Raw genomic sequence first — 22,958 nt, 5'->3', positions numbered from 1 at the left:
AGAAGGGATATATGAGATGGAAATCTTACTTGCGCGACAACCGATTGTAGACCGGTTTGGTTCGATTGACGCTTTTGAACTGCTCTATCGTTCCGTTGAAACACCTGCAGTGTTTGATGGTGACTTGGCAACGATGGATGTATTGACGAATACACTGATTCATTTGGGAGTAGACCGTGTAGCAGAAGGGAAACGATTATTCATTAATTTCACAGGCGATCTGTTACAGTCTGAGCTGATCGATCACTTGGATCCGACCCGATTCGTGATTGAAGTGTTAGAGACGGTTCACATTGATGCTGCTATGCTCCTGACGTTGCAGAAGTGGAAAGAAGCAGGCTTCGTATTGGCACTGGATGATTTCGTAACCGATCTGTTGCGTCATCATGGGGCAGAGCTGTTTGATCTGATTGATTTGATTAAAATTGATATCGAAGCCATCAACCCACGCGAACAAAGTGCAATCTTACATATTTTAAAGCGGAATTATCCGCATATGCGCTTTTTGGCAGAACGGGTCGAAACACATGAAGATCATACGCGAAGCCTTGAGATGGGATATGACTGGTTTCAAGGATACTTTTATGCCAAACCGATGCTGATGAAAGGGAAGGCGGTTCCTCCGCAAGTACCTGTCCTGTTGAAGATGCTGAAGTGGTTGGATACAGACGATCATTATGAGGACGTCGTCGATGAAATCGAAGGAAATCCTTACATCAGTGTACAAGTACTGCAATTAATCAATTCTCCGGGAATCGGTCTTCGGAACACCGTCAGTTCCGTCCGACAAGCGATTTCCTTACTTGGATTTTCGCAATTAAAGAGCTGGATTTCGTTAATCGTTTTGCGTGAAATGAAACTCGCAAGTCCGTACAGGTGGTCGGATGAATTGTTACGTTCATCTTTGCATTGTGCAAAGCTGTGTGAACTGTTTGCGACGGAAACGAAGACCTTGAAAGCAGAGAGCGCTTATATGATTGGATTACTGTCTCATATTGATGCATTACTCTCAGTCGATATTGATGAAATCATTGATCAGCTTCCGATTGAACCGGCTTTGAAAAACGTCTTACAAGGTGATGATCATCCGTTTCGGGATTGCCTGCTCCTTGCGATCAGCGCAGACCGGGGAGAGTTCGAACGGTTCGAGATGCTGAGCAATCGATTCGGGATTGCGAAGCACCGCGCTTATGAATTATTAAAAGAAAGCCAAGTTTGGCTTTCTCAAAAAGAGCTTCATTTACAAGATAAGACAGATTCAATCGTCTAACATAAAAGGTTGAGCATCCGTTAAGGAGCTCAACCTTTTTGGTATCATCAATCATTTTTAAACGCGGGGACCGGCTGCTTTGATGGCATCCGTCGCACTTTCGAAACGTGCAAAGTTCTGCGTGAACTTTTGCGCGAGTGCAGTCGCTTGTTGTTCGTAAACAGATGAATCCGCCCATACCTTGACCGGATTGAGTAAATCAGTCGGAACACCGGGTACTTCAATCGGCATATGCAGACCGAAAATCGGATGTTCTTCTGTCGGGATGTCTGCGAGCAGGCCGTTGACGGCTGCATTGACCATCGTCCGTGTATACGAAAGTTTCATCCGGCTGCCGGTACCATAAGCCCCACCGGTCCAACCGGTGTTGACGAGATAAACGGTGACGCCGTGGCGATCAATCAGTTCCCCGAGCATCGTCGCATATTTTTCTGGAATCAACGGCAGGAACGGGGAACCGAAGCAGGTCGAAAACGTTGCTTCCGGTTCCGTGACACCACGCTCTGTGCCGGCAAGTTTAGATGTATAACCTGACAAGAAGTGATACATCGCTTGTTCTTTTGTCAGTTTACTGATCGGAGGCAGTACACCGTAAGCATCTGCTGTCAGGAAGACAATCGTTTTCGGATGACCGGCGCGTGACGGGATGGCGATATTCTCGATTGCTGTGATCGGGTAAGCCGCACGCGTATTTTCCGTCAGTGAGGTATCATCATAATCCGGAATCCGGGTGTCGTCGAGGACGACGTTTTCAAGAACGGTTCCGAAGCGGATGGCGTCAAAGATTTGTGGTTCTTTTTCGCGTGACAAGTTGACCGTTTTCGCATAGCAGCCACCTTCGATGTTGAAGACACCGTCATGGGACCAACCGTGTTCATCGTCGCCGATCAATTGACGGCTCTCATCTGCAGACAGTGTGGTCTTACCAGTCCCGGATAGTCCGAAGAATAACGCGACATCCCCTTCGTGTCCAACATTGGCGGAACAGTGCATCGACAACACTTCTTGTTGTGGTAAGAGATAGTTCATGACCGAGAAAATTGATTTTTTAATTTCTCCGGCGTACTCTGTACCACCGATCAAGACAATACGGTGTTCGAAAGACATCGCGATGAATGTCTCCGAGTTTGTCCCGTCGACCGCCGGATCCGCTTTAAAATGTGGTGCGTAGACGACCGTAAATGGTTCAAAGGCCGCAACCGTAGGATATTCGCGTAAGAATAGCTGTTTCGCAAACAAATTATGCCAAGCATATTCGGTTACGACGCGCACTGGAAGGGTGAAATGCGTATCGGCACCAGCAGCAGCTTCTGTGTAGTAAAGTTGATCTGCTTCGTTCATATAACGAAGAACTTTTTGTAACAGTTGCTCGAATTTGTCCGATTCCATTGGTTGATTGACATGACCCCAATCGATATGCATCTCACACGATTGATCACGGACGATGAACTTGTCTTTCGGTGAACGACCTGTAAATTTCCCCGTTTCTACAGACAAAGCACCATTTTCTGCAAGAACTCCTTCTTTGTTGCGAATCGCATGTTCGACTAGTTCAGCAACTGACAGTTGTTTGAACACATGCTCCTTCTTGAGTAGCTCTTCGATATTCAGGACCGTCATCGGCATCCTGACCCCACCTTTCCCCTACGTTGGTTTTAGCTCTACTATTAGTATGACACATTTATTATATATGACATACTAATGATAGGGCAATCATTTTCCTGCGCTGATTTCTATTTATCTGGAAACGCTTTCAGCATTAACAGTTTAACATCTCTTCCGAAATTTTTCGACTAGAAATTAAAACGTTGCTTGACAGAGTGAGCACAAGTTTATATCATGTAATTCGTAACGGATACTCTTATTCTGAGCAGGTGGAGGGAACAAGGCCCGAAGAAACCCGGCAACCGTCTTATATTAATTTCATCATTAATGTAGGAAAAGGTGCTCTCCTGAAGCGAAGTAAACACTTCGAACGATAAGAGGGTAAAGGAAGAACGCACAACCTTTCCCTGACCATTTTTGGACATGGAAAGGTTTTTTTCATTTTACCGTCCCACTCAACTAGGGGAAATGAGTACACCGTCAAATTCTTTTTTGGGAGGGTCAAACATGACAAACCTTAATCGCCGACTATTTACGTCGGAATCAGTAACTGAAGGTCACCCGGATAAAATCTGTGACCAGATTTCGGATTCAATTTTGGATGCAATTCTTGCAGCCGATCCAAACGCACGTGTTGCGGCAGAAACTTCTGTCACGACAGGACTCGTATTAGTAGCTGGAGAAATCACGACATCAACTTACGTGGATATCCCGAAAGTCGTTCGTGAAACTATTCGTGAAATCGGCTATACACGCGCTAAATACGGTTTCGATGCAGACACTTGTGCTGTATTGACATCAATCGATGAGCAGTCAGCAGACATCGCTCTCGGTGTGGACCAAGCGCTTGAAGCACGCGAAGGAAACATGTCCGATGAAGAAATCGATGCGATCGGAGCAGGAGACCAAGGTCTGATGTTCGGTTATGCAACGAAAGAAACACCGGAACTCATGCCACTTCCAATCTCGCTTTCACACAAACTGGCTCGTCGTTTGGCAGAGGTCCGCAAAACGGGGCAACTCGATTACCTCCGTCCGGATGGTAAAACGCAAGTTACGGTTGAATACAACGAGAACAATGAACCTGTTCGCGTCGATACAATCGTCATCTCGACACAACATGCAGAAGAAGTGACGCTTGAGCAAATTCAAGCTGATCTGAAAGAACATGTCATCGCACCGGTCATCCCGGCAGAGTACATCGATGCAGACACAAAATTCTTCATCAACCCGACTGGTCGTTTCGTCATCGGCGGACCACAAGGAGATGCAGGGTTGACAGGTCGTAAAATCATCGTTGATACGTATGGCGGATATGCACGTCACGGCGGTGGAGCGTTCTCTGGTAAAGATCCAACGAAAGTCGACCGTTCAGCTGCTTACGCAGCACGTTATGTCGCGAAAAACCTGGTTGCATCTGGTCTTGCGGACAAAGCAGAAGTTCAACTTGCTTACGCAATCGGTGTGGCGCACCCGGTTTCAATCGCAGTCGATACGTTCGGTACAGGAAAACTTCCTGAAGCGCAACTCGTTGAATTAATCGCAGAAAACTTTGATCTCCGTCCTGCAGGGATCATCAAGATGCTTGATCTCCGCCGTCCGATTTATCGTCAGACAGCAGCTTATGGTCACTTCGGTCGTACAGACATCGAATTACCATGGGAGCAAACAGATAAAGCCGCTACTCTTGAAGAGCAGGCAAAACGTTTCGCATAATCCTGAGTTCAGAAACTCCCTTTTAAGGGTGTTTCTGAACTTTTTTTGTTTCTCCGGAACTTTGCAGGGAAACGACTGAAATTTCTAGAAAAGGGTAAAAGAACATGAGCCTGTAAAAGGAAAAGGGGGATTTCGGTATGGAGATACGCGAAGCAGTTCCGGCTGATGCAGCACGCATTCATGATATTGCGCTCACGTCCTGGATGGACACATATGAGGAAATCTATTCAGAGCGTTCGAAAGCCCATTTCGTACAAGAAGCGTACCCGCAGGAAGAAGTGGTCCGAGCAATCCGGACAGCGGAAGAAGCACGTGGAGAATACTTCAATGTCGGACTGATCGACGGGGAAATCGTCGGTTTTATCCACGCCATCGATGTGGATGGAACGTGGGAAATCGTCCGGCTGTATGTCTTGCCGAAATACCAGCAAAACGGAATCGGACGCCGGCTGATCCGCGAACTGGAATTGCAAGGGGCGTCTCCGATTGAAGTGTATGTTGAATCCCGAAACTATAAAGCCCGTCACTTTTTGACTTCATACGGATTTAAGGAAATCAGCGAGACGACAGAGGAAGTCTTCGGACAGGTGGAACCTGTGACGCGACTACAACGTATATATTAAAGAAACGGAATCCGACTTAAGGCGGTTTGGCTGAAGTCGGATTTGTTGCATACTAAACAGATATCGAATGAAGAGGTGAGTTTGTGGTAGAACAACCAACCGGAGTGATCGTTCTTGTATATCCACTCCAATTACGTGCCCGGCCAAGTGAAGCACTGATTCGTGTCTTAGAGCACGAATATGAGGTCCTCTTGGTCGACGCACCCCGTCGTGTATCGTTTGAAGAACATCAACAGTTATTAAAAGAAGCACTACGCGAAGCCGGTAAGCGGAAATTACCGATTCATATCATTGCCTGCAGTATGGGAGCGCTTGTCGTCAACCGACTGCTTCAAGAATATGAGTTGCCGATGGCGAGCCTGACGTTTATCTCGCCGTTATTTGATTGGCACAATTCCAAGCAATTGGGAGGCGTCAAACAAGTCTTCGCGAGTGCCTTCGACCGGTTCCGTCCGGATGCTCCGCTTGGGACATTACCGTTCGGACAAAATAATGAGGATGCTGCTCGTCTCGGTGAACTGACGTACGCTGAATATCGTGAGATTGAAGAAGAAATTGTCATCCATGATGAAGAACGTAAGAAACTGCCGCGGGTCCAACTCGCTTGTTTTTATGCGCCGGACGATCAGTTTGCTGACGTCAAGTTGACGCTTGAGGTATGCCGGAAAATGGGTGGGGACCAGATTTATCTGCAACGTCTGCACGGGTTCCCGCACTTCAGTTTCGAACGCTTGAACACACGGTTTGCTGAAAAGTTGTTGCTGTTCCTGAAATTAGTGGAAGATTAATATGTTTTAAAAAGAGGGGTGCCGTCGCATACGACGGCACTCCTCTGTTGTTTAATCGAGTATTTGTTTTTTTAATTTTTTTTCAATCGCAACGATGAACGGCGGATTATTTTGCTGATTCAAGAAACGGTACTGCAAGACGGCATAATCCTGCTGGGGGAGCGATGAAACATGCTCCAGCACTGCATCACGTTCGCGGCGCCCTTCCAAGTGACCGTGATAAATCACGAGGACAACCAGACCACCGGGGACGAGGACCGGAAGAAGGGCCCGGAGTGCCTCTAGCGTTTCTTCTCCTGTCGTCGTGACGGATTTATCGCTTCCCGGTAAGTAACCAAGATTAAAGACTCCGGCACGAATCGGACGTTGTTCAGCAAATAACCGAGCGCCGACATGGATATGACTTTCGTGATACAAATCGACCCAATCGAAGACGTGAGCCGCCTGCAACCGACGGGTCGTTTCTTCGATTGCCTGCTCCTGGACATCAAAAGCGATGACCCGTCCGCCCGGTCCGACCTGTTCAGCAAGGAAATGCGTATCATGACCGTTCCCCGCAGTCATATCGACGACGCAATCCCCTTCATGGATGACTGATTCCAACAATTCTTTGGCATAAGGTAACACACGTGCAAGTGACATGGCAAAAACTCCTCTTTTTGATTGATATGCTCTATTTTTTTCTAAGTACCCGCAAAATCGACCCTTTAGTTAATTGTATCATTTTTCCGATTGTTCGTTTAAATCGAAGTTCCTTGACAGACGACAGAATAATTTCGTAAAGTGGCAAGGTTGGAAACTACATTGGAGGATACTTACCATGCCGAAATTACCTCGCGCGGTCTGGATTCTGGTATTGGCGATGGCAATCAATACGACAGGGTCCTCTTTTTTATGGCCGTTTAATACATTATACATTCATGACTATTTAGGGGAGTCGATGACGAAGGCCGGAATGGCCTTATTCGTCAACTCGGCTCTCGCCATCATCGGGAACTACATTGGTGGAAAAGCATTTGATCGGTTAGGTGGGAAACGCACACTTGTCATCAGTGTCATCGGACTCGTCCTTGCCTCAATCGGACTTTGGATGTTCCATCAGACTTTCACCGGTTATGTTCTGATGCTGGGATTAATCGGATTCGTCGGCGGAATGGTTTTTCCGACCATCTATGCTCTGACCGGTGTGATCTGGCCGGAAGGCGGGAGACGGGCGTTTAACGCAATCTATGTTGCTCAAAACGTCGGTGTGGCGCTCGGAACTGCTATCAGTGGGCAAATTGCGGCGATTGATATCCAATTCATCTTCATCGCAAATCTGATACTGTACTTGTTGTTTGCTGTGGTTCTGTTGGTAGGATTGAATTGGATTCAGGTCCATCCAATCAGACGTCAATCGATGTCGGCAAGCGAGGAAGTGCGGGAACCGCTCTCACGGAGTTCTGTCCGGACGATGTTGTATGTCTCGATTGGTTATGCACTGTTATGGTTTGTGTATGTTCAATGGCAGGGAACGTTTGCCGTGCATACAAAGTCACTTGGAGTAACAATTTCCGAGTATTCGATTTTATGGACGATCAACGGGGCGCTAATTGTGTTTGCACAACCGTTATTGACACCCGTCTTACGATGGTTTGGAGACGATTTGAAACGTCAGTTACTGACGGGGACAGGGATTTTTCTTTTGTCCTATGCCATCGTTCCCTTTGCGGGCGGATTCAAAATGTTTTTAGTGGCGATGATCATCTTGACGATTGGTGAGATGTTCATTTGGCCGGCAGTTCCTGCAATGGCAGCGCGCTTGGCTCCGATTGGTAAAGAAGGTGAGTTTCAGGGATACGTCAATATCGCCGCTTCGGCAGGCCGGATGATAAGTCCGACCGTCGGGGGACTGATTTATGATTTATCCGGTATGAATGCCGTGTTCCTGACGTTGATCGGATTGATTCTGGTGGCAGGATTCACATTCATTCGTGCTATACCAAGTAAGGCGATAAAATAAGTTCGAAAGACAGACGCGGTCGTTTGATGCCGCCATCTGTCTTTTTTTGAGGACGCATAATAAACATGTAAAACGGGTATTCAATTAAAAGGAAAATATTAATTGATTAACCAAATTAAAGAAAAAATATGTTTGACGTGTCGTGTGCCGGAGGTGTAAAAGATGAGGCAATGTATTTTCGTTGAAGATCAGCTGACTTGGACATCACTTGTCGAAAATAAATCACTTGATATTTTTTATAGCTATGAATACGTCCGTTTAAATGCACGGGCCGATGAAACGGCGGGACTGGTTTATTTTCAAGGTGCGTCAGGCGAACTATTTTATCCTTTTTTGAAGAGGCGTATTTTCGACACCGAGTATTTTGATATGATTACACCTTATGGTTATGGAGGTCCGGAAGTTGTTGGTGAACTGACGTTGGAAGAACTGGCAGATGCCAAGCGTTCTTTTCGGCAATGGGCCATGCGTCACAAAATTGTCTCGGAGCTGATTCGGTTTAATCCATTGACGGAAAATCAAAAACGGATAGCGGATTGGACGAAAACGGAATTCATCCGCCACACGACGAGCATCGATCTTCGGCCAACCGTGGAAGAAATCATGCAAACGTTTCATAAGAAAAACCGGAGTATGATCCGGAAGTCATTGGCGTCAGAGCTGACAGTCCGTCGGGGATCAAAAGAAGATTTGCCAACTTTTATCCGTCTTTATTACCAAACGATGGACCGGAAAGATGCCTCTTCCCATTACTATTTTACACCTGAATACTTTGAACAACTGTTTCAGCCGACACAGCTGTGTGAACCGTTATTGTTGATTGCCGAGTGGAGAGGGGAAGCCGTCGGTGGTTATTTCGTATTGCTTGGACAAGAGTATGCACACGGACATTTGATTGGATGTCAACGGGATGAACATAAACTGTTTCCGAATCAGCGACTGGAATATGAGGCGATCTTACATTCCAAGACGGCAGGGATGGTCGAACACCATTTAGGCGGCGGATATAAGGAACGGGACAGTCTGTTTGAAAGCAAGTGCCGTTACACAGGATACCGGATGTTTGAATACCACCAAGGAAAAACGATTCTTCTGCCTCATGTCTATGAAAAATTGTGCCAACGCTATGGAAGTGATCAAGACGTAGACTATTTCCCGGAATACCGCTACCAAGAGACGGTTTTAGCGACATGAATCCACCTGATCGTCTGCGGATGATCAGGTTTTTTGGTAGGCTGATAGCAGGAGGGGAAAAAATGAAAAAAACAGGTCTGATTTTTGATATGGATGGTGTCATTCTCGACAGTGAAATTCAATATTTTAAAGTCCACCAACACATGTTTAAGACGTTATCTATCCCGCTCGATCATACGCAGTATGCGACATTCATGGGGAAAACAGGAGACGAGATGTGGGAAGAACTGATTACACAACATGAGTTACCTCACTCTACGGAAGCATTACTGGCACTCGAACATGAATTATTCCAGCAACACGCGAAGCCGGAAGCATGCGGCCTAAAAGACGGAGTCAAAGAATTGATGGAACTGGCCCGCATGGAAGGATACCGGATTGCGATTGCTTCTTCCAGTTCACTTGAAAAAATCACACGCGTCATCACGCATTATGGATTGACGGTCGATGCGTACACGAGCGGATTTGAAGTCCCGCGGTCGAAGCCGGATCCGGCGATTTTCCGCTTGGCGGCGCAACGGATTGATCAAGCACCGGAGGCTTGTATCGTGATTGAAGATGCAGCGAACGGGATGATCGGGGCGAAGGAAGCAGGAATGGAAGTCATCGCCTTGCTGGATGAACGGATGCCGGCACAAATCCTGCATCACGCGGACCACGTCGTCTCGTCGCATGCGGCAATCGGAGAAATTTTACGGAACCGTTGACGATAAGGGAAGATTCAGCTTACACTAACACATAGATAGTCCATTGCGACGAACTGAAGTAGTAAGGGAGTCATTCCGTTTAGAGAGCTGGTGATCGGTGCAAACCAGTCGGAATCGTCCGTGAACTCGTCAGGGAGCATGATTCGTGAAATCAAGTAGCGAACTCCGGTCCTTCACACCGTTATCCGTGAATCAAGTGGTCTGCTTCAGCAGACAACGTGGGTGGTACCGCGGGAGACAAACCGGTCTTTCGTCCCTATTCCTAGGGGCGGAGACCGGTTTTTTGTATATTCAGAGGAGGAATAGAGATGCCGTACAATCATCGTGAAATCGAACCGAAATGGCAAGCGCGCTGGGAACAGGACAATGCGTTCGTCACAACAGAAGATCCGGAAAAAGAAGGTTTTTATGCGTTAGACATGTTTCCTTATCCATCGGGAGCAGGACTCCATGTCGGACACCCAGAAGGATACACGGCAACGGATATCCTCGCACGGATGAAACGGATGCAGGGGTACAACGTCCTTCATCCGATGGGATGGGATGCGTTTGGACTTCCAGCGGAACAGTATGCCCTTGATACAGGGAATGATCCGCGGGAGTTTACAGCGCAAAACATCGAGACGTTCAAACGTCAGTTAAAAGATTTAGGATTCTCATATGATTGGGATCGTGAAATCAATACGACGGATCCAAATTATTACAAATGGACACAGTGGATCTTTACGAAATTGTATGAACAAGGACTTGCTTTCGTTGACGAAGTCGCGGTTAACTGGTGTCCGGCGCTTGGAACAGTCCTTGCGAACGAGGAAGTCATCGACGGACTGTCGGAGCGTGGCAATCATCCCGTCGTCCGTGTTCCGATGCGGCAGTGGGTCTTAAAAATCACAGAGTATGCGGGCCGTTTACTCGAAGATTTAGATGAACTAGACTGGCCAGAATCGGTGAAAGAAATGCAACGGAACTGGATCGGAAAATCGGAAGGGGCGGAAATCGACTTTACGATTGACGGTCATAAAAAACAAGTGACGGTCTTTACGACACGTCCGGATACAGTTTTCGGGGCAACTTACCTTGTTCTTGCACCGGAGCATCCGTTCGTCGCGGACATCACGACAGCCGATCATGAAGAAGCTGTTAAAACGTATATCGCATCTGTTCAGACGAAATCAGACTTGGAGCGGACAGATCTTGCGAAAGAAAAAACAGGCGTCTTCACGGGAGCTTTTGCCGTCAATCCGATTTCCGGAGAACGTCTGCCGATCTGGATCGCCGATTATGTCCTCGCGACATATGGGACAGGCGCCATCATGGCCGTACCGGCACATGACGAGCGAGATCATGAATTTGCGAAACAGTTTGACCTGCCAATCATCGAAGTCGTAACAGGCGGTAACGTCGACGAAGCAGCGTACACGGGTGAAGGAGAGCACGTCAATTCACAGATGCTCGACGGACTATCAAAACAAGAAGCGATTGAGACAATCATCGCTGAACTTGAGACGAATCAAGTCGGACGCAAAAAAATCACTTTCCGGTTGCGTGACTGGTTATTCAGCCGTCAACGGTACTGGGGTGAGCCGATTCCGGTCGTCCACATGGAAGACGGAACGATGAAGACGCTCGATAAATCAGAACTTCCGCTTGAATTGCCGATGATTCCGGAAATCAAGCCGTCGGGAACGGGTGAATCTCCACTCGCTCTTGCTGAAGACTGGCTCGATTACACGGATCCGGTCACAGGACTTAAAGGGCGTCGTGAGACGAATACGATGCCACAATGGGGCGGCAGCTGCTGGTATTACCTTCGCTTCATCGATCCGCACAATGAAGAAGCGATTGCCGATCCGGAAAAATTAAAATACTGGCTCCCGGTTGATATTTACATCGGAGGGGCTGAACATGCCGTACTTCATTTACTCTACGCCCGCTTCTGGCACAAAGTCTTGTATGATATCGGTGTCGTACCGACGAAAGAACCATTCCAAAAGTTATATAACCAAGGGATGATTCTCGGAGAAAACAACGAAAAAATGTCGAAATCACGCGGAAACGTCATCAATCCGGATGAAATCGTCAAATCGCACGGTGCGGATACGCTCCGTTTATATGAGATGTTCATGGGACCACTGGATGCTTCAGTTTCCTGGTCGGAGAACGGTCTAGACGGAGCACGTCGTTTCCTTGACCGCGTCTGGCGTCTGTTTGAACGGACAGCGGACATTCAAGACGTGACGACAGTCGATGTGGACTTTGAACGTGTCTACCACCAGACGGTTAAGAAAGTAACGGAAGATTTCACGAATATTCAGTTCAACACCGGCATTTCGCAGTTGATGGTCTTCGTCAACGAAGCAAACAAACAACCGGTCTTGCCACGCCATTTCCTTCGTGGATTCATTCAATTATTGACTCCGGTTGCTCCGCACTTAGGGGAAGAGTTATGGGAACAACTTGGCTTTGACGACACCTTGACATATGCGGTATGGCCGACATTCGATGAAACGAAACTCGTCAGCGATACAATGGAATTCGTCATTCAAGTCAACGGCAAAGTCCGTTCGAAGCTCGTCATCAGCATCGACGCAACGAAAGAAGAAATTGAAGCTCTTGCGTTTGCAGATGAAAAAACACAAGAGTGGATTGGTGATAAAACGGTTCGAAAAGTCATCGTCGTCCCGAAAAAACTGATCAACATCGTAGCAAACTAAGCTGAAACCCCTCATCTGATTTAATCAGATCGAGGGGTTTTCGATTATCTCCGTCGCAAGTCCGCTTTTTTTTTAGGGCGCCTTCTGCTAAACTGAATCAGAAACCGAGACAGAAAGGCGATTTGTGTAAATGAAACGAACTTATATAGTCTATACAACGATTTTTGCCGTCGTCTCCGGTCTGATCCTTTGTGTGGCCCTCGTCTTTTCGAGACCTGAGACCGTAGCACAAATTCAAGAGACGTTTGCAAAAATTGAGACACAATCCAAACACCAAGCAGCTGTGAAACAAGTACCACCGAAAACGCCGTCTTCGATTCCAAATCCGGAAGAACCGTTGATCAAGAATGTCCAACAGATGTTGTATGATGATTCGATTGGTTCTTATCTTGTTGTAACGGAAGATTATCACTTTTTTGAAATCAGTGGGACAGGAGAACGTATCAATGCTTCATTCCAAATCGAGGATGAAGGCAAGTTGATGTTATCGGGACTTGACGGAATGACGCTCGTTGACGGCGAGACCGTCGCCTTATTGACATCCAATCAAATTCTCGTGACAGTCAAACGGGAAGAGGGCGTCTGGAAAGAAGACAAACGAGAGCGGGTAGCAGGTACGACAATCCGTGACAGCTTTCACGGACTCGGTTACGATGCCAAGAAAAAACAATTTTATACGATCAATCACATTCGCTCGTTAGCACGAAGTGAACTGACGTATTTTGCGATGAAACAAGATGAAATCAAGATTGATAAAGAGGCGACTGCGAAGGAAAAGCGTGCCTTGAAGAAAAAACAAAAACCACCGTATTTGACGATCGTGGCACGAAAACGGATCGACACGGCCAGTGGCATGCGCAGTGATGCGAAAAAAGCCTTCACGGAAAACTTCCGTCCGATCGGTCTGGCCGAGCGGCAAGGGCGGATTTATACATTGGATTCGGAAGCGTTATTCCTGTATTCGATTGATACGAAAGATGTGACAATCACGGGGGAATCAGCGAGTCCGAAAGTGTACGGGGCAGAAGGAATATTTGTTCAGGACAATGAGTTGTTTGCACTCATCCAAACGGATAAATTCTCGAGCCGTTCGTTTACGCCAATCGACTAAAAGGCTAGCTCCGTGTAGGAACTAGCCTTTTTGTCATAATGCGGTCAAGGCAGCATTCGTTCCGGCACAATGTCCGGTCACGAAAGCGGCTGTGATGTTGTAACCGCCTGTATAGCCGTGAATGTCGAGGATTTCGCCGGCGAAAAAGAGACCGTCTGCTTTTTTCGACATCATCGTTTTCGGCTGGATTTCCTTAATCGAAACGCCACCTCCGGTGACGAATGCCTTATCAAAGTCGAGTGTTCCTACTGCTTGAAGGGGGAACCGTTTGAGCGTTGCTAACAATTGGGTGAAGTCCTGCTTCTTAATTTGCGTACACACTTCATCACCGAAACCGATTTTAGCAAATAACAGGTCGAGTAACCGTTCCGGAACAAATCCTTTTAACGCATTACGGACTGTCTTTTTCGGATTAGCGGCAAGGGCGGCTTGGAATCGTTCCGTCAACGCACCGATTGATTCATCCGGGAACAAATCGATCGAGAGATGGACGACTCGCTCATCTGATCGTTTTCTTTCTTTGATCGTGTACTGACTGCACCGTAACGCAATCGGACCACTCAGACCGAAATGCGTGAACAGGAGGTCACCGGTATGCGTTTTAATCGGTTTGTCTTTTTTGCCATGGACGGTCAGAGCAACGTCACGTAAGGAAAGACCTTGTAATGTCTTTTCCTGAATGAACGTGTCGTTCAGTAAAATCGGGACTTCCGTCGGAAAGAGTTCCGTGATCGTATGGCCGGCTTTACGTGCCCAATGATAGCCGTCACCGGTTGAACCAGTGTGGGGAACCGATTGTCCGCCGACAGCGACGACACAACTTTTGGCTTCAAGGCGGGTTCCGTCAGCGAGCAAGACGGCTGCAAACGAACCATCCGGATGAAAGTCGAGGGTTTCGACTTCGGCATTGATTTGGATTTCGGCGCCGTGTTGACGAATTTGATCAATCAACACACGAACGACATCGGCCGCTTTATCGGAAACAGGGAACATCCGTCCGTTGTCCTCTTCTTTTAGGGCGACACCAAACCCTTCGAACAGTTCAATGATCGATTCGTTATTGAACTGCGAAAAGGCGCTATAGAGAAAACGGCCGTTTCCCGGAATCGATTGAACCAACTCTTCCAGTGGTTTGCGATTTGTGACGTTACACCGACCGCCCCCTGAAATCGCCAGTTTTCGTCCAAGTTTACTTCCTTTATCGAGCAAAAGCGTCTTCGCGCCTGCTTGTAACGAGGCGAGAGTTGCCATTAAACCGCTTGGGCCGCCTCCGATTACGATTACATCATACATGTGGTCACCTCATTTGTTGGATTCTGCTTGTTTCACTTTAGCAGAAGTTTGTACTGTAAACAAACCGTCTCTTTCTTTTATGGAAGCTGAGCGGTATAATGATTTGCAATTGTGCAAGAGAGAACTTGTATATTGAGACGTTTATTGAGTTAAGAAAAAATAGAAAGTGCGAGGAAGGTTATCCATGTCGACTGTGAGCAAAAAGCAAGAAACTTCATCCAGTAATACCGGATTCGTTCGTGGAACGATGTTGTTATCCGGTGCATCACTCATTTCCCGTGCCCTTGGTCTGATTTATCTGTTTCCGTTTCAGTTCATGGTCGGAGCGACGGGAATCATGTTCTACACGTATGCCTATAATTATTATGCCATCATGATTGGTCTCGCAACAGCCGGTATTCCGGTCGCCGTTTCGAAGTTCGTCGCAAAGTATAATGCGATGGGGGAATACGACACAAGCGAACGATTATACCGATCCGGATTAAAAATCATGTCCATCACCGGTGTAGTTTCCTTTCTGGCCTTATTTTTACTGGCTCCGTATTTGGCTCACCGGGCAATACCCGGAGGAGATGTCGATTCGGCTTCATATGTCGATGCTGTCACGATGACGATCCGTGGTGTCAGCTTTGCCTTGATTCTGATTCCGGCGATGAGTATGACACGGGGTTATTTTCAAGGGTATCAATCGATGGGACCGACAGCGATTTCGCAGATCCTGGAGCAAATCGTGCGAATCATCTTTTTACTGGCCGGTGTCAGCATCGCGATTTATCTGTTTGACACGGATGCAGCGTGGGCAGCAACGATTGCGACGTTCAGTGCCTTCATCGGGGCAATCGGCAGTGTTGTCGTACTCGTTTATTATTTCCGAAAACGTGCACCCGGTTTAAAAGCCTTACGCGATGGTCAGACGACGATATCGCCGGATCGTCCGTTAGCAGGACTGTACAAAGAATTGTTGACGTATGCGATCCCAATCGTCATGGTCGGGTTATCAACACCGCTTTATCAGGTCATTGATCAAAACACGATGAATGCGGCTTTACAAAGTATTGGTTACACGCTGGAAGCAGCGGGGAATGCAACGGCCTATCTGATTGCAGATAGTCATAAGATTGTCCTGATTCCGGTTTCGGTCGCGACGGGGTTATCCTTATCCGCGACACCATTGTTGACGGCCTCGTTTACACAAGGGGATATGCGGAAAGTCCGGAAACAAATCTCGCAAATTTATCAACTGGCCTTTTTCGTAACAATTCCAGCGGTCGTCGGTATGATTTTGCTGAGTGAAGAGACGTTCCATGTCTTATTCCCGAAAGATCAGGCTGCCTGGGTCTATTTATTGAGTTATGCACCAAGTGCGCTGTTCCTTGCGCTGTATTCCGTCACGGCCGCTGTATTGCAAGGCATCAACCGGCAGTATTTCACGATTGTTGCGACATTGGCAGGATTGCTGACGAAATATCTGTTGAATGCTCCCCTGATTCACTGGACAGGAGACGGAACGGGTGCCGGATATGCAACGATTCTCGGATACGTCGTCGCGACGGGATTGATGTTCTTCCGGATTACGCAAACGGTTCAGTTTCCGTTCAGTACGGTCTTACGCCGGACGTCACTGATCATGATCATCAGTGCCATCATGGGTGCGAGCGTCGCGCTGGTGAAATGGGGATTATCGGTCATGTTACCCGCTACGACGGTCGGTTCGCTCGTCATTTTAATCGTCGGAGCAGGAATTGGAATCGTCGTCTTTGCAGGTCTTGCCATTTGGAGCGGATTAGCGGAAGCTGTATTAGGAAGAAAATTTTCAATGAAACGAGGACGAGGAAATGCGTCTAGATAAATTACTCTCAAACATGGGAGCCGGATCGCGGAAAGAAGTAAAACAATTACTCAAATCCGGTGCGATTCAAGTTGACGGAGAAATCGTGTATGATCCGAAGCAACATGTTGATACCGAACAGCAACACGTACTTTTATACGGGGAACCGGTCACGTATCAAAAGTTCATCTACTTGATGATGAACAAACCGCCGGGCGTAATCAGTGCGACTGAAGATAAGCGGGATCAAACCGTCATTGATTTACTGTTTGAAGATGTGACGTACTTTAAACCCTTTCCGGTCGGACGACTCGACAAGGATACGGAAGGATTGTTGCTGTTGACAAATGACGGATCCTTTAATCATGCGTTGATGTCACCGAAGAAACACGTTGAAAAAGTCTACTATGCGGAAGTCATCGGTACGCTGACGGAAGAGGACGTGGAAGAAGTTGCAGAAGGGGTCACGCTTGAAGACGGGTATAAAACAAAACCGGGAAAGCTGGTCATCCTGGAAGCGACGGATGAAACGTCTACACTCGAGCTGACGATTACCGAAGGGAAGTTCCATCAAGTCAAACGGATGATGTTGGCTCTCGGAAAAGAAGTGACGTATTTGAAACGCTTGTCGATTGGACAACTGCCGCTCGATTCGACACTCGAAGCAGGCGAATACCGGGAACTCACACGTGGTGAATTAGCCCTGTTCGACTGGAAACCGGAATAAGTAAAGACCCTCGAAACGAAAAAAGTTTCGAGGGTCTTTTTATTTAAAGCCGAGTTATGTCCCAGCCTCTTTGTCGATTACTGGTTACGAAGGGCTTCCGCAATCGGGAAGGGACCACTGAGTACTTCAAACTGACGTGTTTGAGTCGGATGATCAATCAATGTGACGAACAGAGCCGCAATATCATCTCGTGAGACTTCGCGTCCCTCATATGAATCAAAATGTTCTTGTGTCTCGATCGAGCCGCTCGGCTCATCGTAACTGAGTGGACCCGGCCGAACAATCGTATAATCAAGGCCACTGTCTTTTAAATGACGGTCCGCCGCACCCTTAGATTCCAGATAAACTTTCAAATCACCTTGCGGGTGATCAGCGCCAACTGAACTGAGCATCAAGAAACGCTCAATTCCGCTTGCTTTAGCCGCATCGATGACTTTGATTGCGCCATCCTGGTCAACGGCACGTGTCAATTCTTCGGAAGCGCCACCGGCACCAGCAGCGAAAATGACAACATCGGCATCTTTGACGACGTCCGTGACATCTTTCGTTAAATCACCAAGGCGGACTTCAGATGCTCCAAGTGCAATCAAGTCATTGATCTGGTTTTCTTCCCGGACTACAGCGATGGCTTGATGCTGACCTTGCTTGCCGATCAGCTCAACCATTTTCCGCCCGGTTGTTCCGTTTGCTCCAATAATTAAAATATTCATCTCATCATCTCCTTCTCAAACTAGATATACCCTGCCTGAAAAAAAAATAACAAAAAAAAGACGCGAAGAATTCGCGTCGTAACAGAAAATAGTCTGATGAAACATCTTAATCAGCCGGCTTGTCGTTGTTTTTTACTTGATGTCCAAGTACCGCGTCTTGGGCTTACAATGAGGTTGTTGTATTCAAGCACATTCAAGTCACGCTGGACGGTCCTTGAAGTAATGCCGAACTCTTCAACCAAGTCTGCTGTCGTAGTAGCTCCGTTCTCATTGATATAGAGATAAATCGATTTAATCCGGGTCAACATACGGTCTGTAGAATCTTTCATTGGTATAACCACTCCCCCAATGGATAGAATAGTGTTCTAAAGCTTCGGGTGACAAAAGACGATGATTAATTAAGTTGTTTCGCCTTTAGTATAACTCTTTTAGTATAGAATGCAAGTAATTTAACCGAACGTTTGCAAAAACAACACAAACTTTCAACACCCAATAGCGAATGAAAGATGTTTTTTATCTTTCAATGTTCGTTAAAAACGTAATAACAAAAGATTTGGTATTTTGGATGTTCGTAATTGTCAAATTTTCGCTATACTTAAAGGTGAACGAATCAGCGGATAAGGGAGAGAAGTCATATGGTCAATTGGAAAGAAGAAGTCATGGCACGACGCGAAGATCTTTTAGTTGATTTAAAGGAATTGTTACGCATACCTAGTATTCTCGATGAAACAACGATTCAGGAAGGAGCTCCATTCGGAACCGAAGTCAAACGTGCGCTCGATTGGATGCTCGCGCTCGGGGACCGCGATGGATTCATCACGAAAAACGTTGATGGGTATGCCGGTCACCTTGAATATGGTCAAGGAGATGAATTGCTCGGTATTCTTTGCCACTTGGACGTCGTCCCAGCGGGCGGGGATAACTGGACGTACGGCCCATTTAATCCGACATTGGCTGACGGAAAATTGATTGCGCGGGGTGCGATTGATGACAAAGGACCGACGATGGCAGCATATTATGCCTTAAAAATCGTTAAAGAGTTGGGACTTCCGCTTTCAAAACGAATTCGTCTGATTGCCGGCGGGGACGAAGAAAGTGAATGGCGGTGTGTGAATCATTACTTCAAGCATGAAGAAATGCCGACGCTTGGATTTGCACCGGATGCCGATTTTCCAATCATCAATGCAGAAAAAGGATTGTACGATGGTCTGCTGACTCAAGGTAAACCGGTTAAAGCCGCAGATACAGGCTACCAACTGATTCGCTTCGAAGGCGGAGAACGTCCGAATATGGTACCGGGTCACGCGACAGCGACGGTACATGTCGCTGAGCGGGGAACGGTTGAAGAAGATTTCCACCAGTATTTAGAAAAGCAAGGTGTGACAGGGACAATCAAGGAGACGGCAGAAGGCCTCATCTTTGATGTGATTGGCGTCGCCGCCCATGCGATGGAACCGGACAACGGGAAAAATGCCGCCCTTCATCTGGCGCGTTTCTTGCATACGCTCCACTTGGATTACAGCGGCCGCCGTTATCTTGAAATGATCGTGCACATGTTCCGCGACTCACGCGGTGTTGCACTCGGAGTGGCGGCATCTGATGAAACAGGCGACCTGACGATCAACGGTGGAGTGTTCCGTTACGAAAACGGACAAGGGACAGCTTCAATCAATATCCGTTACCCTTACAGTACCGATTTCACAGAACGGTTGCAATTGATTAAAGAAGCCGCGATTGCATACGGATTCGAACTTCAAACACGGACGCATATGCCACCGCATCACGTCGATCCGAACCATGAACTGATCCGGACGCTCAGTGCGGTTTACGAACGGCAAACGAATCAAAAGGCCGACTTAATTGCGATCGGCGGCGGAACCTATGCCCGTTCATTGACAGCAGGTGTCGCATTTGGACCTGTTTTCCCTGGTGGACCGGAAGTCGCGCACCAGGTGGATGAGTATGTTGATTTTGAAGAACTCTTATTAGCCGTTGCCATCTATGCAGAGGCGATTTACGAATTGGCGAAATAAGCATCAGTGCATCTTAAAAAAATAGTATAACGAAATGAATCCCCCAAATCCGTTGTGATAGGGGGATTGATTCTTGAAGGAGACTCAGTTGTGATCCATCGTCAAAAATATCATTTTCAAGCCCTTTATTTTTTCATCTTCTTTGGGCAAGGTGCACTTATTCCATACTTGGCACTCTATTTTTCCAATGATGCCTTTCAATTATCGGCATCCGAAATCGGAACGATTGTTGCAGTAGGTCCAGTGTTATCAATTGTTTTACAACCGGTTTGGGGCATGGCGGCAGACCGCTTCGGACGACCGAAACGTCTGTTGTTAGTGGCTTTACTCGCTGCGGGGCTCTTAACGCTCAGTTATTTATTGACGTCTGTCTACTTATTCCTGTTATTAATTTCTTCACTTTGGGCATTGTTCCAGTGTGCACATATTCCGCTTGTCGATACGTTGGCCATCGAATTTTCCAAAAGAAAATCAGTCGACTACGGAGCATTACGCTTATTTGGTTCCGCCGGTTTTGCACTGGCTGTCTTTATCCTTGGACAGGTAACGGAACAAGGATCACTCGGTGCGATTTTTTATGCTAGCGGAGCTGCGCTTGTTCTTGGATTTCTTGTGTTGATCGGAATTGAAGAAACGCCGGTTTCGACCGTCGAGCGTGAACATATTCCGCTGAAATCGTTATTTTCAAACAAACGTTTTTTACTGTTTTTAGCAGGTGGAAGTTTAGTATTCGGACCAATTTTTGCGAATAACTATTACTTTGGAAGTTATGTGACGATTCGTGGGGAATCAACAGCACTCGTCGGAACACTGTTTTTTGTCGCTGTCTTATGCGAAATACCGTTCATGCGGGTTGCGACGCGTGTCATGATGCGGTTTGGACCGATTCCTGTCCTGGTGTTCATCTCTGTTTTATCCGCGGTACGGACAGGGGTACTGGCGCTTGAGCCGCCGATTTTTACACTCTGGATATTGGCAGCATTACAAGGATTCATCATCGGTCTGTTGATTCCGGTCGCACTTGAGTATGTTCGCTCGCTCGTTCCACCTTCGACAGTGGCGACGGCAGTCAGTACATATATGGCGACGACGACCGGTCTTGCGACGGCATTGTTTAATTTAATGAGTGGGATTGTTTTTGATCAATGGACCATCTATGCCGTATTTTGGGTATATACAGGTAGTAGCTTGTTAGGTGCTTGTTTGTATCTGGTCAGCTCAAAAATCAAGGAGTGATCCGTATGCAAAAACACTACTTCATCGCTATTCCGGTTGCTGACGAGATGTTGACGCGATTCGCGGCTCCTCTAGCGCTTGGCCGTTATTACAAAACGGTGTACGAATCAGGCGAGTATCATCTGACGCTACGTTTTTTAGGAACGTTAACAGAGGACGAGTTGAGAAATTGGCGACGTCAACTGACGGAAATTGCTCAGCTCACTTTTGCTTTTACCTTGAAATTAGATCACCTTGAACGGTTTGGATCAGCCGAGAGGCCTCGTGTCTTTGCCGTCGGACCGGCATATGAGGAAAAACTGTTTCAGCTTGCCCGACGGATTGATCCGGATCCGGCTAAACCGTTTGTTCCGCACATTACTCTTGCGAAGAAGTGGAATCAAGAAGTGGCGCTCCATCCACCCGAACAAACACCTGGCGGCAGCTTGAATGTCAATGAAATCGTTCTGTATCAGATTTGCCCCGACGATCAGCCGCGGTATCAGGCAGACACACGATTTCCATTTGGGAAGAAATAACGAGGTGATATGATTGGCATTATTGATGAAACTTTATGATTTAGAAAGCCGATATGAACGAAATCCGTTGGAAGCTTCGAAGCGTTTCAAAGAACAACAGCTGGTGGATTATGCGAATGTCCTTAAAAAATGGGAGTCGGGTGAACTGTTTCCGGGTGAGACGATCATTCGGCCGAAAAAATGGTGGCAGCCTTTTAAAAAACCAGAGAGGTTTCAGGTGCCGGGAAAACAAATCTCAAAGCCGGCGTTTGATAAATGGTATAAAAAGCGAGTAGAAGTCCAAAAATTAATTTACGTGGCAGGCGGAGCGACGGAAGAAGACATCTGGCGCTTGCCTTTAAGACGCCATCTTGACTTTTATCAAATGTTGCATCTCTTGAACGATCAATTCGGCATGTTTTATCGTGCCGTCATTCAATACCAGCAAGGAGATGTTGAACTCAGTCCGTTTGTCGTAGGACCTTCTGCCATCTATATACTGGACTGGTTAGACGGGGAAGAAAGTATCTATCATATCAAGCGAAATAAACTGTGGCGGGAACAACCCTTTAAAGCCCCGCCAAAGAATATCGTCAATCCATTAATCAGCTTAAAGCGGACGGAGGATATTCTGCGATTGATTCTAGGTTCCGAATTCATATTACCAATCGAACGTGTTGTCATTGCATCGCAAGGTTACTTCGATCAAATTCCGAAAGAGACAACGACGACATATGTCAGTAAGGTGGACTTCACGGATTGGCTACGGAAAATGAATTTGTCGGCTGTGCATACAAAAGCTTCTCAAATGCGGGTATGCGAACAGATCTTAAAAGAAACGGTTTCGGTGACCTTTCAAATGGCGCTGAACAGTCAAGAAAACGGGCGGATTCAAAAATAGGGA

At 47.0% G+C, this 22,958-nt stretch carries 20 protein-coding genes, 1 riboswitch and 1 other annotated feature; of the genes, 15 read left to right on the top strand and 5 right to left on the bottom strand.

Annotation, left to right across the window (positions count from 1 at the left end):
• Window positions 1-16: 16 nt before the first annotated feature.
• The gene (locus AC3IRK_RS11945; RefSeq protein ID WP_188004619.1) at window positions 17-1,270 is read left to right on the top strand and encodes an EAL and HDOD domain-containing protein; all 1,254 of its coding nucleotides are present in this window, start codon (window positions 17-19) and stop codon (window positions 1,268-1,270) included.
• Between the two features lie 57 nt (window positions 1,271-1,327).
• Here the strand turns inward: AC3IRK_RS11945 and pckA are convergent, their stop codons facing one another.
• The gene (pckA, locus tag AC3IRK_RS11940) at window positions 1,328-2,896 is read right to left on the bottom strand and encodes a phosphoenolpyruvate carboxykinase (ATP) (protein WP_188004618.1); all 1,569 of its coding nucleotides are present in this window, start codon (window positions 2,894-2,896) and stop codon (window positions 1,328-1,330) included.
• 232 nt (window positions 2,897-3,128) lie between these two features.
• Window positions 3,129-3,255, top strand: a riboswitch (SAM riboswitch).
• Window positions 3,256-3,382: 127 nt separating this feature from the next.
• On the opposite strand from pckA, the gene metK reads away from it, so the two are divergent.
• The 3 genes from metK to AC3IRK_RS11925 all read left to right on the top strand — a co-directional run bounded on the left by metK (window position 3,383) and on the right by AC3IRK_RS11925 (window position 6,002).
• Window positions 3,383-4,591: a methionine adenosyltransferase gene (metK, locus tag AC3IRK_RS11935; RefSeq protein ID WP_114595196.1), complete on the top strand. Its 1,209-nt coding sequence runs from the start codon at window positions 3,383-3,385 to the stop codon at window positions 4,589-4,591.
• Between the two features lie 137 nt (window positions 4,592-4,728).
• Window positions 4,729-5,214, top strand: coding sequence for a GNAT family N-acetyltransferase (locus tag AC3IRK_RS11930; protein WP_114595197.1), 486 nt, complete (start codon window positions 4,729-4,731; stop codon window positions 5,212-5,214).
• Between the two features lie 83 nt (window positions 5,215-5,297).
• Entirely contained in the window at window positions 5,298-6,002 is a 705-nt protein-coding gene (locus tag AC3IRK_RS11925; RefSeq protein ID WP_131972368.1) for an alpha/beta fold hydrolase, read from the top strand.
• Window positions 6,003-6,053: 51 nt separating this feature from the next.
• On the opposite strand, the gene mnmM is transcribed toward AC3IRK_RS11925, so the two are convergent.
• Window positions 6,054-6,644: a tRNA 5-(aminomethyl)-2-thiouridylate-methyltransferase MnmM gene (gene mnmM / locus AC3IRK_RS11920; RefSeq protein ID WP_131502117.1), complete on the bottom strand. Its 591-nt coding sequence runs from the start codon at window positions 6,642-6,644 to the stop codon at window positions 6,054-6,056.
• 178 nt (window positions 6,645-6,822) lie between these two features.
• Between mnmM and AC3IRK_RS11915 the strand changes: the two genes are divergently transcribed.
• The 5 genes from AC3IRK_RS11915 to AC3IRK_RS11895 all read left to right on the top strand — a co-directional run bounded on the left by AC3IRK_RS11915 (window position 6,823) and on the right by AC3IRK_RS11895 (window position 13,730).
• Complete coding sequence (locus AC3IRK_RS11915) at window positions 6,823-8,004, top strand: MDR family MFS transporter (protein ID WP_131502116.1); 1,182 nt, start codon at window positions 6,823-6,825, stop codon at window positions 8,002-8,004.
• Window positions 8,005-8,166: 162 nt separating this feature from the next.
• Window positions 8,167-9,198 carry a peptidoglycan bridge formation glycyltransferase FemA/FemB family protein gene (locus AC3IRK_RS11910; protein ID WP_489170001.1) on the top strand — a complete coding sequence of 344 codons (1,032 nt, stop codon included), beginning with the start codon at window positions 8,167-8,169 and terminating at the stop codon, window positions 9,196-9,198.
• A 62-nt stretch (window positions 9,199-9,260) separates the two neighbouring features.
• A complete protein-coding gene (locus tag AC3IRK_RS11905; RefSeq protein WP_131502114.1) occupies window positions 9,261-9,905 on the top strand; it encodes an HAD family hydrolase in 645 nt (214 codons plus the stop codon).
• Between the two features lie 39 nt (window positions 9,906-9,944).
• Window positions 9,945-10,166, top strand: a binding site (T-box leader).
• Between the two features lie 47 nt (window positions 10,167-10,213).
• Complete coding sequence (gene leuS / locus AC3IRK_RS11900; RefSeq protein WP_489170000.1) at window positions 10,214-12,619, top strand: leucine--tRNA ligase; 2,406 nt, start codon at window positions 10,214-10,216, stop codon at window positions 12,617-12,619.
• Window positions 12,620-12,749: 130 nt separating this feature from the next.
• Window positions 12,750-13,730 (top strand): hypothetical protein, encoded by a 981-nt coding sequence (locus AC3IRK_RS11895; protein WP_131502112.1) that lies wholly within the window; start codon window positions 12,750-12,752, stop codon window positions 13,728-13,730.
• 33 nt (window positions 13,731-13,763) lie between these two features.
• Here the strand turns inward: AC3IRK_RS11895 and AC3IRK_RS11890 are convergent, their stop codons facing one another.
• A complete protein-coding gene (locus AC3IRK_RS11890) occupies window positions 13,764-15,023 on the bottom strand; it encodes a BaiN/RdsA family NAD(P)/FAD-dependent oxidoreductase (RefSeq protein ID WP_489169999.1) in 1,260 nt (419 codons plus the stop codon).
• Between the two features lie 184 nt (window positions 15,024-15,207).
• Between AC3IRK_RS11890 and AC3IRK_RS11885 the strand changes: the two genes are divergently transcribed.
• The gene (locus AC3IRK_RS11885; RefSeq protein WP_131972371.1) at window positions 15,208-16,872 is read left to right on the top strand and encodes a putative polysaccharide biosynthesis protein; all 1,665 of its coding nucleotides are present in this window, start codon (window positions 15,208-15,210) and stop codon (window positions 16,870-16,872) included.
• Window positions 16,859-17,578, top strand: a complete 720-nt coding sequence (locus AC3IRK_RS11880; RefSeq protein WP_131502109.1) for a pseudouridine synthase — start codon at window positions 16,859-16,861, stop codon at window positions 17,576-17,578. Before AC3IRK_RS11885 ends, AC3IRK_RS11880 begins: the two co-directional genes overlap by 14 nt.
• A 77-nt stretch (window positions 17,579-17,655) precedes the next feature.
• Here the strand turns inward: AC3IRK_RS11880 and AC3IRK_RS11875 are convergent, their stop codons facing one another.
• Window positions 17,656-18,288 (bottom strand): SDR family oxidoreductase, encoded by a 633-nt coding sequence (locus AC3IRK_RS11875; protein ID WP_131502108.1) that lies wholly within the window; start codon window positions 18,286-18,288, stop codon window positions 17,656-17,658.
• A gap of 110 nt (window positions 18,289-18,398) precedes the next feature.
• Complete coding sequence (locus tag AC3IRK_RS11870; protein WP_012371138.1) at window positions 18,399-18,617, bottom strand: DeoR family transcriptional regulator; 219 nt, start codon at window positions 18,615-18,617, stop codon at window positions 18,399-18,401.
• Window positions 18,618-18,923: 306 nt separating this feature from the next.
• Between AC3IRK_RS11870 and pepV the strand changes: the two genes are divergently transcribed.
• From pepV to AC3IRK_RS11850, 4 genes are all read left to right on the top strand, one after another.
• Entirely contained in the window at window positions 18,924-20,321 is a 1,398-nt protein-coding gene (gene pepV / locus AC3IRK_RS11865; protein ID WP_489169998.1) for a dipeptidase PepV, read from the top strand.
• 90 nt (window positions 20,322-20,411) lie between these two features.
• Window positions 20,412-21,557, top strand: a complete 1,146-nt coding sequence (locus tag AC3IRK_RS11860; RefSeq protein WP_489169997.1) for an MFS transporter — start codon at window positions 20,412-20,414, stop codon at window positions 21,555-21,557.
• Window positions 21,558-21,562: 5 nt separating this feature from the next.
• Window positions 21,563-22,075, top strand: coding sequence for an RNA 2',3'-cyclic phosphodiesterase (gene thpR, locus AC3IRK_RS11855; RefSeq protein ID WP_131502105.1), 513 nt, complete (start codon window positions 21,563-21,565; stop codon window positions 22,073-22,075).
• 13 nt (window positions 22,076-22,088) lie between these two features.
• Window positions 22,089-22,955: a hypothetical protein gene (locus tag AC3IRK_RS11850; protein WP_489169996.1), complete on the top strand. Its 867-nt coding sequence runs from the start codon at window positions 22,089-22,091 to the stop codon at window positions 22,953-22,955.
• Window positions 22,956-22,958 lie beyond the last annotated feature (3 nt).

This window comes from Exiguobacterium sp. GL_137, assembly GCF_057834585.1.
Note: the sequence above shows the minus strand (reverse complement) of the source record. Positions and strands in the feature narration are given on the sequence as shown.

Bases quoted from the DNA above. Each gene is read 5' to 3' on its own strand.
- mnmM (WP_131502117.1), bottom strand. From the start codon at position 6,644: ATGTCACTTGCACGTGTGTTACCTTATGCCAAAGAATTGTTGGAATCA.
- pckA (WP_188004618.1), bottom strand. From the start codon at position 2,896: ATGCCGATGACGGTCCTGAATATCGAAGAGCTACTCAAGAAGGAGCAT.
- AC3IRK_RS11875 (WP_131502108.1), bottom strand. From the start codon at position 18,288: ATGAATATTTTAATTATTGGAGCAAACGGAACAACCGGGCGGAAAATG.
- pepV (WP_489169998.1), top strand. From the start codon at position 18,924: ATGGTCAATTGGAAAGAAGAAGTCATGGCACGACGCGAAGATCTTTTA.
- AC3IRK_RS11910 (WP_489170001.1), top strand. From the start codon at position 8,167: ATGAGGCAATGTATTTTCGTTGAAGATCAGCTGACTTGGACATCACTT.
- thpR (WP_131502105.1), top strand. From the start codon at position 21,563: ATGCAAAAACACTACTTCATCGCTATTCCGGTTGCTGACGAGATGTTG.
- AC3IRK_RS11915 (WP_131502116.1), top strand. From the start codon at position 6,823: ATGCCGAAATTACCTCGCGCGGTCTGGATTCTGGTATTGGCGATGGCA.
- metK (WP_114595196.1), top strand. From the start codon at position 3,383: ATGACAAACCTTAATCGCCGACTATTTACGTCGGAATCAGTAACTGAA.
- AC3IRK_RS11890 (WP_489169999.1), bottom strand. From the start codon at position 15,023: ATGTATGATGTAATCGTAATCGGAGGCGGCCCAAGCGGTTTAATGGCA.
- AC3IRK_RS11870 (WP_012371138.1), bottom strand. From the start codon at position 18,617: ATGAAAGATTCTACAGACCGTATGTTGACCCGGATTAAATCGATTTAT.
- AC3IRK_RS11905 (WP_131502114.1), top strand. From the start codon at position 9,261: ATGAAAAAAACAGGTCTGATTTTTGATATGGATGGTGTCATTCTCGAC.
- AC3IRK_RS11885 (WP_131972371.1), top strand. From the start codon at position 15,208: ATGTCGACTGTGAGCAAAAAGCAAGAAACTTCATCCAGTAATACCGGA.
- AC3IRK_RS11930 (WP_114595197.1), top strand. From the start codon at position 4,729: ATGGAGATACGCGAAGCAGTTCCGGCTGATGCAGCACGCATTCATGAT.
- AC3IRK_RS11880 (WP_131502109.1), top strand. From the start codon at position 16,859: ATGCGTCTAGATAAATTACTCTCAAACATGGGAGCCGGATCGCGGAAA.
- AC3IRK_RS11895 (WP_131502112.1), top strand. From the start codon at position 12,750: ATGAAACGAACTTATATAGTCTATACAACGATTTTTGCCGTCGTCTCC.
- leuS (WP_489170000.1), top strand. From the start codon at position 10,214: ATGCCGTACAATCATCGTGAAATCGAACCGAAATGGCAAGCGCGCTGG.
- AC3IRK_RS11945 (WP_188004619.1), top strand. From the start codon at position 17: ATGGAAATCTTACTTGCGCGACAACCGATTGTAGACCGGTTTGGTTCG.